The 16,401-nt window shown below is 40.9% G+C and carries 10 protein-coding genes and 1 other RNA gene; 5 read left to right on the top strand and 6 right to left on the bottom strand.

Going from position 1 to position 16,401, the window contains the following annotated elements; all coding sequences use genetic code 11:
• Positions 1-205 precede the first annotated feature (205 nt).
• The 4 genes from ligA (at position 206) to N6A79_RS02820 (ending at position 5,820) form a co-directional block, all read left to right on the top strand.
• Positions 206-2,368: an NAD-dependent DNA ligase LigA gene (gene ligA, locus N6A79_RS02835; protein WP_268546899.1), complete on the top strand. Its 2,163-nt coding sequence runs from the start codon at positions 206-208 to the stop codon at positions 2,366-2,368.
• Between the two features lie 273 nt (positions 2,369-2,641).
• Positions 2,642-3,553, top strand: a complete 912-nt coding sequence (locus N6A79_RS02830; RefSeq protein ID WP_268546898.1) for a DMT family transporter — start codon at positions 2,642-2,644, stop codon at positions 3,551-3,553.
• 101 nt (positions 3,554-3,654) lie between these two features.
• Positions 3,655-4,045: RNase P RNA component class A (gene rnpB / locus N6A79_RS02825), an RNA gene on the top strand.
• A 128-nt stretch (positions 4,046-4,173) separates the two neighbouring features.
• Entirely contained in the window at positions 4,174-5,820 is a 1,647-nt protein-coding gene (locus N6A79_RS02820; RefSeq protein WP_268546897.1) for a dihydroxyacetone kinase subunit DhaK, read from the top strand.
• A gap of 88 nt (positions 5,821-5,908) precedes the next feature.
• Here the strand turns inward: N6A79_RS02820 and N6A79_RS02815 are convergent, their stop codons facing one another.
• A complete protein-coding gene (locus N6A79_RS02815) occupies positions 5,909-7,237 on the bottom strand; it encodes an aspartate aminotransferase family protein (RefSeq protein WP_262079811.1) in 1,329 nt (442 codons plus the stop codon).
• Between the two features lie 607 nt (positions 7,238-7,844).
• Between N6A79_RS02815 and N6A79_RS02810 the strand changes: the two genes are divergently transcribed.
• Positions 7,845-11,087, top strand: a complete 3,243-nt coding sequence (locus N6A79_RS02810; RefSeq protein WP_268546896.1) for a hypothetical protein — start codon at positions 7,845-7,847, stop codon at positions 11,085-11,087.
• Between the two features lie 145 nt (positions 11,088-11,232).
• Here N6A79_RS02810 and N6A79_RS02805 read toward each other — a convergent pair whose 3' ends face one another.
• The 5 genes from N6A79_RS02805 to N6A79_RS02785 all read right to left on the bottom strand — a co-directional run bounded on the left by N6A79_RS02805 (position 11,233) and on the right by N6A79_RS02785 (position 16,348).
• Positions 11,233-11,991, bottom strand: coding sequence for an iron ABC transporter ATP-binding protein (locus N6A79_RS02805; RefSeq protein WP_182418805.1), 759 nt, complete (start codon positions 11,989-11,991; stop codon positions 11,233-11,235).
• Positions 11,988-12,950 carry an iron chelate uptake ABC transporter family permease subunit gene (locus N6A79_RS02800; protein ID WP_268546895.1) on the bottom strand — a complete coding sequence of 321 codons (963 nt, stop codon included), beginning with the start codon at positions 12,948-12,950 and terminating at the stop codon, positions 11,988-11,990. The genes N6A79_RS02805 and N6A79_RS02800 overlap by 4 nt, the downstream gene beginning before the upstream one ends.
• Positions 12,943-13,899: an ABC transporter permease gene (locus N6A79_RS02795; protein ID WP_268546894.1), complete on the bottom strand. Its 957-nt coding sequence runs from the start codon at positions 13,897-13,899 to the stop codon at positions 12,943-12,945. The genes N6A79_RS02800 and N6A79_RS02795 overlap by 8 nt, the downstream gene beginning before the upstream one ends.
• Before the next feature lie 334 nt (positions 13,900-14,233).
• The gene (locus tag N6A79_RS02790) at positions 14,234-15,175 is read right to left on the bottom strand and encodes a siderophore ABC transporter substrate-binding protein (protein ID WP_268546893.1); all 942 of its coding nucleotides are present in this window, start codon (positions 15,173-15,175) and stop codon (positions 14,234-14,236) included.
• A 255-nt stretch (positions 15,176-15,430) separates the two neighbouring features.
• Positions 15,431-16,348: an alpha/beta hydrolase gene (locus N6A79_RS02785; protein WP_268546892.1), complete on the bottom strand. Its 918-nt coding sequence runs from the start codon at positions 16,346-16,348 to the stop codon at positions 15,431-15,433.
• Positions 16,349-16,401 lie beyond the last annotated feature (53 nt).

The following is a 16,401-nucleotide window of genomic DNA, read 5'->3' as shown; positions in this document are numbered from 1 at the left end:
ATTGTAAGAGACAAATCACGCCTTGTTGATTCATTTAAAAGCTTGCACAATGCTGGCAAGCTTATAATTTAGGTTTTGGATCTTTATTTTATCGTAATAATATCATCTACTCAACTAGTGTTAAATATTTTTCAAATAATTTTATGCAATGCTTCATCAAGTCGGTTATGAAAATCAAGCGAAAAAACAATAGGAAATGGAACATATGAGCGAGAATGAATTAAGACAGATTGCTGTTGAAAATTTAAGCGAAGAGCAAGCTGCAAAGGAATTGGCGGCTCTTGCTAGCGAAATGGCCCATAATGATCAACTCTATTATTTGGAAGATAATCCTGCCCTATCTGATGCTGATTACGATGCATTGCGGCAACGCAATCATGCGATTGAACAACGTTTCCCAACCTTAATTCGCGAAGATTCTCCGTCCTTAAAAGTGGGCGCCAAGGTTTCAGAAAAGTTTGAAAAGCTACGCCATAATGTTCCAATGCTGTCACTTGATAATGCTTTCAATGACGAAGATGTTAATGATTTTATCGACCGCATACATCGCTTTTTACGTCTTGATACGACAACGCCACTTGGCATTAGTGCTGAACCTAAGATTGACGGATTATCATTATCGCTGCGCTATGAACAAGGCAAACTAGTAAGTGCCGCAACGCGCGGCGATGGTACAATTGGTGAAAATGTTACTGCGAACGCTCTTACACTAAAAGATATTCCTCGCCAACTTAAAGGTAACTATCCTGATATTATTGAAGTGCGCGGCGAATGCTATATGGCACGTGATGATTTTCAAAAACTAAATCAACGTCAGGAAGAAGCAGGCAAACAGCGCCTTGCCAATCCGCGTAATGCCGCGGCTGGCGCACTTCGCCAACTAGATCCTTCAATCACCGCACAGCGGCCATTGCGATTTTTTGCCTATGCTTGGGGTGAAGTTAGCGAAATGCCGGCAACAACTCAAATGGGAATGATGGATTGCTTTGCTGAATATGGTTTTGTCGTCAACCCCCTCACCAAGCTGTTTACCAGCGCCAAGGATGTTATTAATCATTATCATATGATTGAGGAACAAAGAGCAAACCTTGATTATGATATTGATGGCGTAGTCTATAAGGTCAATGAATTGAGCTTGCAAAGCCGCCTTGGTTTTGTATCTCGCTCACCGCGTTGGGCTATTGCCCACAAATTTCCAGCCGAGCGTGCTTTTACGCTGTTAAAGGGAATTGATATTCAAGTCGGCAGAACTGGTGCTTTAACACCAGTTGCGCGCCTTGAGCCAATTACCGTTGGCGGTGTCGTGGTGACCAATGCCACCCTTCATAATGAAGATTATATTGCTGGAATTGATTCCAATGGTGGCAAATTGCGTGATGGCCGCGACATTCGTATTGGTGACACAGTTATCATACAACGTGCTGGCGATGTTATTCCGCAAATTGTTGATGTGGTTTTAGAAAAACGCCCCAGTGATGCGTTGCCTTATCAATTTCCTACCATCTGCCCTGTATGTGGCAGCCATGCAGTGCGCGAAGAAGGAGAAGCGGTGCGCCGTTGCACCGGCGGCCTTATCTGCCCTGCTCAGGTGGTTGAACGCATTCGCCATTTTGTCTCACGCAACGCTTTTGATATTGAGGGTTTGGGCGAAAAGCAGGTTGAATTTTTCTTTCATGCTGAAGATCCATCATTGAGCATTAAAACTCCCGCCGATATTTTTACCTTAAAAAAACGGCAGGAAAATTCGCTTACCAAGCTTGAAAATATTGAAGGGTTTGGCAGTCGTTCTGCAGCAAAGCTTTATGATGCCATTGATGCAAGACGTGAAATTGCACTAAGCCGCTTTTTGTTTGGCCTTGGTATGCGCCATATTGGGGAGGTTAACGCCAAACGCTTAGCACGAGCTTATATTTCCTATGCTGCTTTTGAAAAAGCCGCTAAGGATGCCAAAATGCCAGAAAGCAAAGCCGACAAGGGCAATGATACGTGGCAAGAACTTATCAATATTGAAGGCATAGGCCAAATTGTTGCCGAGGCTGTGGTTGATTTTTATAGTGAGCCCCATAACCAAGAAGCCGTCCATGCGCTTTTGGCTGAAGTTACCCCTTTAGACGAAGAAGTGGTGGTTGCAAGTCATTCGCCCGTTGCTGGCAAGACCATTGTTTTCACTGGCTCGCTTGAACGCATGTCGCGTGATGAAGCAAAAGCCATGGCAGAGCGATTTGGTGCAAAAACGGCAGGTTCAGTATCTAAAAAAACCGATCTTGTCGTAGCGGGTCCCAAAGCTGGCTCTAAGCTTGATAAAGCACGTGAACTTGGTATTGAGGTTATTGATGAGGATGCATGGTTCGATCTAGTTGGCGCTTAACAGCTAAATAGCTCTGCCAATATTTATCTATAACCTTATTAAAAACAACATATTAAGGCACATATCTTATTGGATAGATATGTGCTTTTAGCATTTTATATAGGGCTTTACAGGTTATTTTCATCTAGGTAGTGAAACATCACGATTTATTTTTTCAACACCCATAGTATTGCTGTTGCAAGATTTTAAATGCACAGTATTACTAGAATTATAAGCATAGATTTTGCATACTAAGCATAAAGCTATAAATAATTAAAAAAGGGAAGGCAATAAATGTCCAATGAAAGCGAAAGCCAAAAGCCTAATTATTGGCCAGGTATTTTGATTGCCATTTTAGCGACCCTTATTTTTGCTTTTCAAGATGCCATAACCAAAACTCTTGTAAGTAACTATCCAATTACCTTTATTGTCATGGTACGCTATTGGGTATTTTTGGCGGTTGGCATGCTGATGGCGAAACAATCAAAAGGCGGTTTTCGCAAAAACAGCAAAAGCGGTCACATTTACTTACAAATTTTACGTGGTGTGTTGCTATTGGTGGAGCTTATACTGATTGGCTTAGCCTTTCGTCATATGGGGCTTGCTGAAACCACGGCGCTTTTTCAAGCCTATCCACTTTTCGGCACACTCCTTGCAATTTTAATCTTGAAAGAAGCGGTCGGTTGGCGGCGTATCACTGCTTTGATTATCGGCTTTTTAGGCATTTTAATCATGGTTCGCCCCGGTTCGGGTGTGTTTTCCGTTGGCGCTATTTTTGCCTTAAGCGGCTCTTTTTGTTTTGCACTTTATGCAACGATAACCCGTTTGGTAGGCGATCGCGATAGCGCGATTACCTCATTTTTCTATATTGGCCTTGTTGGAGCTATTATCACGACTGGCTGCATTTATTATTTCTGGGTGGATATGGATCCTCACCATGTTTGGCTGTTGGTTCTCCTATGTCTTATGTCGGTAAGCGGCCACTTTGCAATGATTAAAGCGCTCACCATGGCTCCAGTTAGTATTATTCAGCCTTTCAATTATTTACAGCTTGTTTGGTCGATTTTTGTAGGTCTCATCATATTTAATGATTTTCCAGACTTTTGGACATTGGTCGGCGCAACAATTGTTGTTGGCAGTGGATTATTTGTGTTTTACCGCGAACAAGTACGAAAACCAAAAATTAAATTGGAAGATGCGCAGTAAAACCTTTATTTTGCTGCATTATTCGCTAAGCGAAAGTCGATTTAATTTTTGCAGAAAATGCTATAGCGTTTTGGACCCTAGCATGCTATTGCACTGCAAAGTCAGTCGGCCGGGCAGCCGCGCTAGTCCAATACCGAAAGGTGGCTAGTGAGGAAAGTCCGGGCTCCAGCGAGACACGGTGCCGGGTAACGCCCGGCGAGGGTGACCTTAGGGAAAGTGCCACAGAAAGCAAACCGCCTATATTTTATAGGTAAGGGTGAAAGGGTGAGGTAAGAGCTCACCGCATTATCAGTAATGATAATGGCAGGGTAAACCCCACCGGGAGCAAGACCGAATAGGGATGATGCGTGGTTTAACCACAGGCCTGTCTCCAGCCAATCATCCGGGTGGGTTGCATGAGGCGCATGGCAACATTGCGTCCAAGATGAATGGCTGCCACGTAAAGCGTTAAGCTTTGCCATACAAAACCCGGCTTACAGGCCGACTGACTTTTATTTTTCAAACTTCTGTGCTTAACTGCTTTTTAATAAAACTGAAGTGGCTTAACAAAACCGCGAGCTACACTCCATAATTACTATTCTTTCTTATAAATATTTACACATTAACTTAAAAGGTGTTCAATGAAATCTTTTATGAATGATCGTCAAACATTGGTAAGTGATGCAATAGATGGCTTACTCCTTTCATCCGCAGGCACAAATCTAACGCGGCTTGATGCTTTTCCAGAAATAAAGGTTGTGATCCGTGCCGATTGGCAAAAGGATAAAGTTGCCGTGATTTCTGGCGGCGGCTCAGGCCATGAACCTGCCCATGCTGGTTTTGTTGGCAAAGCTATGCTAACAGCTGCCATATGCGGCGAAATTTTTGCTTCCCCGAGCGTTGATGCTGTTTTAGCCGCAATTACCAGTGTTTGCGGACAAGCTGGTTGCTTGCTTATTGTTAAAAACTACACGGGAGATCGCCTCAATTTTGGTCTAGCGCGTGAGCAAGCGATTAGCCTTGGCTATAAGGTTGAAATGGTGATTGTTGCTGATGACATAGCCCTACCCGACCATAAGCAACCGCGCGGCATTGCTGGCACGCTTTTTGTGCATAAATTAGCAGGAGCACTGGCCGAACAAGGTGCAAGTCTTGAAAAAGTTCATGAAATGGCGATAAAGGCTGCCCAAGCTACCCATTCCCTTGGTCTATCCCTTAATCATTGCAATATACCAGGCGCCAAGCAAGCGGAACAATCTCTTAATGATAATCAAGCCGAATTAGGGCTTGGTATTCATGGCGAACCTGGAGCTGCTATCATTCCCATGCAATCGGCCGATGATCTTGTTGCCCTTACTGCAGTTAAACTTTGCGAAAAATTATCAAGTACAGATAAAATCGCCATCATGCTCAACTCCCTTGGTGGCGTATCGCCATTAGAATTATCTATTTTGATGAATTCGCTTGCCAAGACGCCACTTTATAGCCATGCGAAATATATTATAGGACCTGCACCTTTAATGACATCGCTTGATATGCGTGGTTTTTCAATAAGTATTTTAATATTGGATGATGATAAAGAAGCGGCTTTAACCCAAGCTGTGAGTGTTGCAGATTGGCCAATTGTACGCGATACAAGCATTAAACACGCATTAATTTCCTTGCCTCAACCAACGCTACAAGAAACACAGGCCATTACCTGCGATGAAAACATTGCTATAATACTTGCAACCATTATTAACACAATTATTAAAAATGCCGATGAGATTGATGAAATTGATGCCAAAATTGGTGATGGTGATACAGGCTCAACCTTAAGCACTGCAGCAAAAAGCATTAGAGATATGAAAGATCAGCTTGCAACTGGAAATCCACCCCGATTTTTAAAGCAAATCGGTGAGCGTTTAATGCGCAGTGCTGGCGGCTCTAGCGGTGTCTTGCTGGCTATTTTATTTACCAGTGCCGCCCATAATTATAATGAACAGCAAGGTTGGGCAGAAGCACTTAAAATCGGCTTACAAAAAATGATGGAATATGGCGGTGCCAAGTCTGGTGATCGCACCATGATTGATGCTTTACAACCGGCATTTGATGCGCTTATCGCGGGTGGCAACTTACAAGAAGCTGCAAAGGCCGCGCGTGAGGGCGCAGATGAAACAGGAAAAATGTTAACGGCTCATGCTGGTCGTGCTAGCTATGTTTCAGCTAATCAATTAGAAAATGTAAAGGATCCCGGCGCTGAAATGGCGGCCCGCATTTTTGAAGCGCTTGCTGCAGCAAAACAATAAATTTACATTTTTTATAAACTCTATTAGACATTACAAAATATACGCGTATCCGATGTCATAGCCATTGGATACGCGTTAGTTACCTAGCTTATTTTACCCGTTTGATGGCATCAGCCAATTTACTGATAATCTCATCAATTTCGCTTTTCTCCACAATTAAAGGGGGCGAAAGTGCAATAATATCACCGGTTTGACGCACCAATGCACCATGATTAAAGCAATCGACAAAAACATCATAACCACGCTGAGATGGGGCGCCATCACGGCTAGCAAGTTCAATACCGGCCACAAGCCCAATTGTGCGAATATCAATAACATGGGGCAAGTCTTGCAGCGAGAAAACACTATCTTGCCAATATTGTGCAAGACCCGCAGTACGAGCAAATAGATCGTCTTTGGCATAGATGTCTAATGTGGCAAGCCCTGCCGCACAAGCAAGTGGGTGACCAGAATAGGTATAGCCGTGGAAAAGCTCAATTTGGCTTTCCGGACCGTTCATCATGCCATCATATAATTTTTGCTGCACAAATACAGCCCCCATTGGAACAACACCATTGGTTAGCCCCTTGGCGCAAGTCACCATATCTGGTACAACGCCGAAATAATCTACGGCAAAAGGTGTACCCAAACGCCCAAAACCAGTAATAACCTCATCAAAAATCAGCAATATGCCATGTTTTTGCGTTATTTCACGTAGGCGCTCTAAATAGCCTTTAGGAGGCAAAATTACACCTGCTGAACCGGACATTGGCTCAACAATAACTGCTGCAATAGTTTCGGCACCATTAAGCTCGATAATGCGTACCAAATCTTCCGCCAGTTCCACCCCATGCTTTGGAAGCCCCCGCGAAAATGCATTTTTTTCAATATTCAAAGTATGGCGCATATGGCTTGCGGGAATTTTGGGGAAAACACGTCGATTATTAACTAGGCCACCAACGGAAATGCCGCCAAAGCCAACACCATGATAGCCTTTTTCCCGACCAATAACATGGGTGCGAGTACCCTGCCCGATAGAGCGTTGATAGGCAATAGCAATTTTTAAAGCTGTATCAACCGATTCAGATCCTGAATTAGTAAAAAATACATGGTTTAAACCTGATTCTTTGCCGCCAGGGGCCATGTCTATTAAGCGATTAGCAAATTCATGTACAATAGGATGCGATATCTGAAAACCAGGGGCATAATCAAGAGTTAATAATTGTTGCTCAACCGCACTTGCTATTTCAGCCCGACCGTGGCCTGCATTGACACACCACAGACCTGCTGTACCATCAATAATCTTATTGCCATCAATATCATTATAATACATGCCTTTGGCGGATGCCAATATTCTAGGATTTGCCTTAAATTGGCGATTTGCCGTGAACGGCATCCAATAGCTTTCCAATGATATAGAATTAGATTTTGCAGTCATAGTTTACTCCTCCGGCTTTCAATATTCAAAACTCCCGATGATGATAGAAAACCACGTTTTTAAATTTAAACAAGTCCTTTTTTAATTTTGCATGCTTACTTGTTAGAGCCCAATACCACGAAATAAGCCGTTATTCACAACAATAATTAAGTATTATTTCTATGCACTTAGAGTTTAGTTGATCGCATTGTTTTTACTCTAAATATTTTTGTGTTAAATGGCTAAATATTTTTTTAAAACATCATACAAAACTTTTTTTTAATTCACTCGCAATTATATCTAATTGAACCTAAACAAGCAAAAATTTTAAAAATCAACTATTAAATAATTATCTTCAAAAAAACTATTTAATTTTAATAATAGAAAAAATCTTAATTTATAATTTTATTAATTAAAATTTTATTTTAGACTTTAAAAAATTTCTAAAAAACAAATTTTTATTGTAAATTATATTTTTTATAATATATTCAAAACTAATGTTTTAATTGCGTAAAAAAGCAATGATTTGAATATTTCGATTAGGCAAACCGTTTGAATACGACGTAACGTGACATAATACGTTTACTGTTTTTTGCATCCTATCATGTTGTATAGGAAAAAACTTATCATGAGTTCTTTGAATAATTATTTTTGCCTTAAAGGCTCAATTTCACGTTTTTCTATTATAATTGCGCTTAGTGCAACTGGGCTAAGCTGCATGGGTATACCAAATGCTGTTGCCGAAGATATTATATATACAGGAACAAGCGCATCAACCAGCTTTAAAAAAGACCCAACTGCTATCTCAGATAATAGTGAAAAATATAAAAGTCTTTTTTCACAAAGTAATTATACTGGAAATATGATTACGATAGGTGATGTTGATGCTACAGTTCAGGCAAATTGGAATACACAACCTAACATAGGCGACATCATTGCTCCTTATATTATTTATGGTGGTGTAAATATAGGAGATGCTGGGACACCCCTTACAACGGGCACTCAAAATGGCATCTCCGGTAATCGTATCGAAAATAATAAAGTTTTGATGCATCACATCGCATACGATTGGAGTGGGGTAACGAATAATGCAGTGGAAGGTGCAAATAGAGAAAGTTTCGACGGCGGCGTTTCAGGAGGCTTTGGTGGTGGAAGTATTTATGGTGGTTTAAGTATAGGCGGTGCAGGCGCTTCTGGGGGTAATGGTGGCTTTGGTGGTGAAGTAACTAATAATTCAGTTTCACTAAAAGATGTAACCCTTACAGGAGCCAATGGTGGCGGTGGCGGCTCATCGATGGGCGGTGGCGGTGGTATGGGCGGCATTGGTGGCGCAAGTATTTTGGGTGGCCTAAGTATTGGTGGTACAGGGGGCTTTTCGCGTGCGGGAGGCTCTGGTGGTCTCGTAAGCTATAACACAGTTACCTTGATAGATGTAGCTCTTATAGGAGCAAATGGCGGTTCGGGTGGCTTTGCAAGTAATAGCGCCGGGGGCTTTGGGGGCTTTGGCGGCGGTAGCGTTTATGGTGGTTTAAGTATGGGCGGGAATAGTGGCGATCAAAGCAACGCCGGATCTGGCAGCCAGGTAAATAATAATATGGTGATATTAACCAACACAGCCCTTAAGGGTGGTAATGGTAGCGCTGGTGGTTCTGGTAGTATTTATGGTACTGGAGGTTTGGGAGGTGGCAGTGTTTATGGTGGGTTAAGTATCGGCAACAATGCTCATGATATAATTGGTGGTTTGGGTGGGGATGTAAACAATAACACAGTTATATTAACAGATGTAGCGCTTCAGGGTGGTAGCGGTGGCATAGGAAGCAACGCAAGCACTGGCGGAATTGGAGGTGGAGGCGTTTATGGTGGCTTAAGTATGGGGGGCATAGGAGGTGCTTACATGGGCACGGGGGGGTCTGGAGGAACGGTAAGCGATAACAAAGTTTCACTAACAAATGTTACTATCATCGGCGGCGAAGGAGGTTCTTCAAACATCAGCGGCTCAGAAGGCATGGAGGGAGGGAGTATCTTTGGTGGCTTAAGCATCGGTGGCGGCGCTACTAGCAATGATGGCATAAAAGGTTCTGGCGGTGCAGTTATCAATAATGAAGTATCGATTTCAGGGTCATCGGCCATCTGGGGCGACATTTTTGGCGGTTATAGTACTGGCAATGTAGCTATAAATAATATAGTAACATTGAAAGGAAAGCAAATTGTTATAGGTCACAATATTTCTGATGTCATGCAATATGGCGCGATTTGGGGCGGTAAAAGTGTAGATGACACTGGGCTTAGTTTTAATGATTCAAATGCCAACTCTCAAGATATTTTTAATAAAGTAATTTCCGGCAATACACTAAATTTGATAGGTTATAGCGGTACAGTATCTGGAATTTATAATTTTGAAAATTATAATTGGACTTTGCCAAGCGATGTAACAAATGAAGATAGACTTATAACAATTTCTAGTAATGGCCAAGCTGTTGATTTGACAAACACCAAACATACAATTGCAAATATGCAGATGAGTGATAATCGTCTTTATAATGGTGATAAAATTATTTTTATTACAAAGACCCAAGGTACTTGGACTGCATTGAATAATTATGTCATTCAACAAGGCCAATTTATTATCTATCAAGCAAGTTTAGAACAACAGTTAATTGATGATAATAAAGCACTTGTTTTAACTATTAACAATAAAGCAGATATAACACCTCAACCAGCAGAGCCTACTCCAGAGAATCCTAAACAACCAACAGAGCCTATTCCGGAGAATCCTAATCAACCAGCAGAGCCTACTCCAGAGAATCCTAAGCCGTCTAATCCTAACAATAATCAATCTGCAGCTCAAATAAATCCCCAATCAAAATCATATTCGGAAGGTCGAGCAGCAATGTTAGGATTTCTCAATCAAGGGAGTGATCTTATTTCAACAGCCGGAATTGATAAAATACGTATTATGGTGCGCGCAAATGATGATAATATAAATCGTCCAGCTTTTATACCTTTTATGATCGCCAATGGTTCATCACAAATATATAATACAGGTAGCCATGTTGATATTAAAGGTTTTAATATGGCAGTTGGCGTTGCTACTGGCTTTGATTTTAACGCCGGCCACAAAGCCACCATTGGCCTATTTTTTGAATATGGTCATGGCACTTATGACACCTATAACAATTTTACCAATTTTTCTTCCGTTTATGGTGATGGGAATGGCAATTATAAAGGTGCCGGCATTTTTGGCCGCATTGACTTAGAGGGAACCGGTCTTGGCCGCGTTGTCAATTTTACACCTGATCAAGCCGATGGTATTTATCTAGAAGTTTCAATACGCGCTGGACAAATAAATAATAGTTTTGATGTCGGCAACACTTTAAGTGCTCTTAAAGAATCATCAATTAGCTATCACGGTTCTTATGATAGCAAAGGTAAATATGTTGGAGGTCATGCCGCTATTGGTTATGTTTTTAATTTTGATGAAAAGCAGGCGCTTGATGTTTATGGGCGCTATTTATGGACGCGCATGGATAGCGATACGATTTCAATTGGCTATGAAAAGTTACACTTTGATAGCGCGACCAGCTCTCGCTTACAGCTAGGTGGGCGATACAGCTATATCTATAGCGAACAATTTAAACCCTATATTGGTGCGGCCTATGAACATGAATTTAATGGCACAATTGCAGCAACTGCTTATGAATTTAAACTTGATAAGCCATCATTAAAGGGAGATTCAGGTATATTTGAAGCTGGTTTCAATCTCCAGCCTATAGCCAATAATGAGGCTTTCAACATTAATGTTAACGGCCAAGCTTTTGTTGGTCAACGTCATGGTGGTGGTGGCGGTATCAAAATAAAATATCAGTTTTAACCATCAAAAAAATAGGGCATATTTGAAATAGAATTATATTTCTAATATGCCCTAATTATTGAATAAGTTAAAGAATGAAATGCTGCATCAACTTGCTTTGACTTTTAGTCTTGCCACATTTTTCAACGCAAAATCATAAAAATTATCAGGAATAATAAATAGCAATACGATTGCCATTTATCTCTCGCACATTAATATCCATATCATAAATTGCTTTTAAACAATCGGTTTCAATGATTTCGCTTGGCGATCCTTTCGCAATAAGTTTGCCATCACGCATAGCGACAATGGTATCTGAATAGCAAGATGCAAAATTAATATCATGAACAACAATAACAATAGTTTTGCCAAGCTCATCAGCAGCGCGGCGCAATTGCTTCATCATCGAAACAGAATGGTTCATATCAAGATTGTTAAGTGGCTCGTCTAGCAGGACATAATCAGTATCTTGACAAATAACCATGGCAACAAATGCGCGTTGACGCTGGCCGCCCGATAATTGATCAAGAAAGCGATTTTGCAAATCTTCAAGGCCAAGATAACGGATTGCGGAATCGACAAATTGCCTATCTTCCAAGGTTGGCCGCCCCTTACTATAGGGGTAGCGACCAAAAGTCACCAATTCACGCACGGTTAAACGTGATGTTAAGACATTTTCTTGTCGCAAAATTGAAAGCCGTTTAGCAAGCTCATCACTCGGGGTTTTTAAAATATCAAGACCCCCAACCGAAATTTCGCCTTTATCCATCGGTGTTAAACGGCTTGCCATCGTTAGCAATGTTGACTTACCTGCGCCATTAGGCCCAATAATCGAGGTAATGCCTTGCGCTGGTATTGTAAGATGGACATCATCAACCACTAAGCGGTCATTATAGGCTTTCGACACACCTTTAATTTCAATCATCGCAAGGATCCCCTCAAAAGCAGGCAGATAAAGACAATACCACCAATAAATTCTATAATTACCGCAAGCGGCACGCCAAGGTTAAAGACATGTGTCATAATGAATTGACCGCCAACTAAGCATATTATGGCCAAAAGCGCAGCAATTGGTAAAATAAAAATATGTCGATAGCTGCCTGCAAGCTGGTAGGCAAGACTTGCAACCAATAATCCGAAAAAGAGAACTGGCCCAACCAGTGCTGTTGAGACAGATACAAGAATAGTTACTAGCATTAAAATGAACGTGACATTTTTCTTATAATCAACACCAAGGTTAATTGAGATTTCACGCCCTAATGCCAAAGTATCAAGGCAATTACGCTTGGCAAAAACAAAAATACTCACAACCAGAATAATGCAAAAGGCTGGTAAAAGCGCATCGGAGTTAACGCTATTGAAATTGGCAAAGAAACGCTCTTGTAACCCTACAAATGAATCTGGATCAATTTTTCTTTGCAAGAGAACATTTAAGCTGCGGAAAAATGTGCCAAGTACAATACCTACTAATAAAACAAGATGCAGGCTTTTATTCTCACCAGCAAATAGCCACCTGAATAATGTCGTAGCAAAAACAACCAAAATAAGTGTTTGGATAATAAAGCCAGTAACACTGCTTACCAACGCAAGCCCTGAGACACCAACCGAATAAACAACCACTGTTTGCGCCAAAAGGTATAATTGGTCAAAGCCCATGATAGACGGTGTCAAAATACGATTATTGGTAACTGTTTGAAAAAGCACTGTTGAAATAGCAATCGCATAGCCAACAATGACAAGTGAAATAAGCGATTTACCACGTAGTGTTAATGCAAAGGACATATTGCCAAGCAAGTTCCACGACATAAAAAATATGCTAAAAACGACAGCAATTACGACTAATAGTGCAATAATATAAGCAGGTCTATTGATAGATTTAAGCAAAACGGTTCCCCTTTCGCAGCAAGAGGAAAAGGAAAATACCGCTACCAACAACACCCAAAATGGTACTGATTGGAATTTCAAAAGGATAATTGATTAAGCGGCTCATTATATCACAAGATAACACCGCTGATGCGCCCAAAAGTGCGACCCAAGGCACGGCGCGCCGCATATTATCACCAATGAATAGCGCAACAATATTGGGTACAATAAGGCCCAAAAATGGAATTTGCCCAACAGTTACCACAACCAGTGCTGTGGTCATTGCAACAATTATAAGCCCCATCATAACAATACGCCGATAATTAACCCCAAGATTAGTGGTAAAATCTTCACCAAGGCCTGCAACAGTAAAACGGTCTGCGGCAATATAGGCAAGCAATACAAGTGGCGCCGCAATCCACAAAAGTTCATACTGTCCTTGCATCACACTTGAAAAATCGCCGGACATCCATGCTTGCAGAGATTGGATCTTATCGTGTTTATAGGCAAAAAATGTACTAATTGACCCGATAACCCCGCCAAGCATAATACCAACCAATGGCACCAATAAAGCTGACCGCAATGGTATACGGCGTAAAATTGCCATAAAGATTAATGTGCCAATGAGCGCAAATAAAGCTGCGACAGCAGCTTTTAAGATAACAGGCAAATCAGGTGCTAATAATAAAACGGTTAAAATTCCTAAGGATGCAGAATCTACCGTACCAGCAGTAGACGGCTCAACAAAACGATTACGGGACAAAAGCTGCATGATTGTGCCAGAAATAGTCATGGCAACGCCAACAAGAATAAGCGCAGCAGTTCGTGGAATACGTGTTGCCCAAAAAACATTCCAAGCATAAGGGTCAAGCGCCCAAAGCCTTGATGGCGTAACATCGCTAACACCAACAAATATACTGCAAAGGGCGAGAATGCAGACAATTAATAATCCGCCAATTAGCTTTCCCAAGAAATTATTCCCAGCATGTTGTTATATAATAAGCAGGTTTTGCCCCAACTGCTTATTCTTAAATGATAAAGTGAAATCTAGTTTGAATGATTAGTCATATAAAACAAGTATATTTTAATCAACTTTTTAAAATTGCCTTTATTCGTTTTACTCGTCTTTTTAACAGGGATTTTATGGCACCGTGTGATAAACACAAAAAAGGAATTCGCATGCTAACCAATTATCTAAAAGAAAAGCGGGCCTTTATGGTGCCCGCTTTAAAAAACTCAAAATTGAATATTGTAATAAAGTCTATCAACAAAAACGATAAATGATAGATTCTGCCAATAACAATTTATTTTGCATCAGCAGCTTTAAAGGCTTTCATCAATTGGTCTGCTGTTTCGTGAAGACCACTTAAACCACCGCCAACGAGGTACCAGTTTTGTGGATCAAGATAAACAATATGCTTTTTTTGTGCAACTTTTGATTCATTAACAACTGGATTATCAAGCATTTGAGCGGCAGACTGACCTTCACGACCAATAGCAGCATCACGGTCAATAACGAAAAGCCAATCAGGATTTTTTTCCAAAATATATTCAGATGAAATTGGCTGGCCATGGCGACCAACGGGTAGATCTGCAACAGCTGGAGAAACGCCAAAGCCTGAATAAAGTAGACCAAAGCGTGAGCCTGGGCCAAATGCACTCATTTTACCGCCAGTTGTTAAAATAAGCAGACCATTGCCCTTGCCATCTGCTTCTTTTTTCACTTCAGCAAGAGTTGCGGCAAGCTTTTCGATTTCGGCCTTAGCTTCCGCTTCCTTGCCAAAAATCTTACCTAAAATTTCAACATTACGATCAACATCGCCAAGATAATTATCTGTTGATACAGTTGTATCAATTGTAGGCGCAATAGCTGCTAATTCTTTAAGCTTTGGCTGTGAACGACCGCCAGCAATAATAAGGTCGGGTTTAAGCGAAGCGATAAGCTCATAATTTGGCTCGAAAAGTGTGCCAACTTTGGTAATTTTTTCATCGCTAAAGGCTTCAAGATATTTAGGCAAACCAATTTCTGGTAAAGCAATGACCGTATCACCCGCACCAAGGCGCTGAAGATTATCAAGGCTTGCAAGATCAAAGACCACAACTTTTTTAGGTTGAAGCGGCACTTCGCTTTCACCTGATGCATGGGTAATCTTAATATTTTCTGCAAATGATGGTGTGCTAAAGCCTGCCATTGCCAAAATAGTGCTAAAAACAGCACCAATAAGGAATTTACGTTTCGTTACCATTTAATCATCCTTGCTTTCATTGTTAGAAAACTACATTTATAATTAGGCATCACCTAATCACCTAAAGCAAACTTAGTTTCTTTATAAAATCCTAATTGCTCTAAATCTCTCATAAGCCAATCTTCAATTCCCTGAACTGACTTAGATCCCCCAAATTACAGCCTATGAAACTATACACTGAAATTCATCTTTATATTTATTTCAAAAGCCTTATGCAATTTTACTGAAGCCTTTTACCCAGTTTAAAATCGACCTTTAATCATTATTGAGCTTGATTTTGGCAAATTTCAAACAATCATGAACCGATGGCTCAACCATGGTGCCATGACTATCATTTTCATAAAGCTGATAATTTTCTTCTATAAATGGATATTGTTTCAATAAATCAAACACATATTTGCCATTGGGACCACCACGGGTTTCTGCAAGTTTTTTGGCTTCCTCGGGCGATAGTTGCGCTCGTTGCGCACGCTTACCCGAAGCAGAAATAAGCAGATAAGTTTTTTGATTATTATTCGTATCAGCAAATAATGGTTCCGCTTTAAAACGTTCTAATATGCCATGCTTACTCCACCAAATGGACGGATCTGCGGCGCAATAAATATTATAACGCTGGCGACCATCTAGCATTTCATGTAAAACGAATAATCCACCCAAGGAATGGCCATATAAAATTTGTTGATTATCATTTATATTATATTGCTTTTTTATTAATGGACGTAAGTCATCCATAATAAAACGGCTAAATGCAGCGCGCCCACCTGTATTGGGTGGAGTTTTTCCCTCCCTATGTGGGAAATTTTCAGGCCCTGCCTTTTCGGTGAGGTCATAATAGCGCCGCGTTACGATTTCGTCTCTATTGTCTAATGGGTAACCAATAGCAACAATAATCGCCTCTGGTTTATTTTTGACCGCATAATCAAACGTCATATTGCCATCAAGCAACCAAACGACTGGCCAACCATCTTGCGGCGCTGACTGTTTGGGAGTAGCGACAAAGATGCGATAGCTTTCCAGATCAGCTTTTTCCGTATCTATCGAACGCGATGCATTATTGGTTGGCGTAATTTTTATATCAAAATGACGAATATCCATATTCAATGCTTCGCTGTGATTAGCTGTTACCTTTTCACTTTGCGCAAAACATGGTTGCATGACCAATGTCGTCAGCATGCATGAGCCAAACAGTGTTAAAATTTTACGCAATTAAGTTTAACCTATATTTT

Origin of the sequence: Bartonella sp. HY761, from assembly GCF_026743145.1 — a bacterium.
Classification (GTDB): domain Bacteria; phylum Pseudomonadota; class Alphaproteobacteria; order Rhizobiales; family Rhizobiaceae; genus HY038.
This window is presented reverse-complemented; position numbering and strand designations above follow the sequence as displayed.

Coding starts and splice junctions, on each gene's coding strand:
- N6A79_RS02785 (WP_268546892.1), bottom strand. CDS start 16,348: ATGCTGACGACATTGGTCATGCAACCATGTTTTGCGCAAAGTGAAAAG.
- ligA (WP_268546899.1), top strand. CDS start 206: ATGAGCGAGAATGAATTAAGACAGATTGCTGTTGAAAATTTAAGCGAA.
- N6A79_RS02820 (WP_268546897.1), top strand. CDS start 4,174: ATGAAATCTTTTATGAATGATCGTCAAACATTGGTAAGTGATGCAATA.
- N6A79_RS02815 (WP_262079811.1), bottom strand. CDS start 7,237: ATGACTGCAAAATCTAATTCTATATCATTGGAAAGCTATTGGATGCCG.
- N6A79_RS02830 (WP_268546898.1), top strand. CDS start 2,642: ATGTCCAATGAAAGCGAAAGCCAAAAGCCTAATTATTGGCCAGGTATT.
- N6A79_RS02805 (WP_182418805.1), bottom strand. CDS start 11,991: ATGATTGAAATTAAAGGTGTGTCGAAAGCCTATAATGACCGCTTAGTG.
- N6A79_RS02790 (WP_268546893.1), bottom strand. CDS start 15,175: ATGGTAACGAAACGTAAATTCCTTATTGGTGCTGTTTTTAGCACTATT.
- N6A79_RS02810 (WP_268546896.1), top strand. CDS start 7,845: ATGAGTTCTTTGAATAATTATTTTTGCCTTAAAGGCTCAATTTCACGT.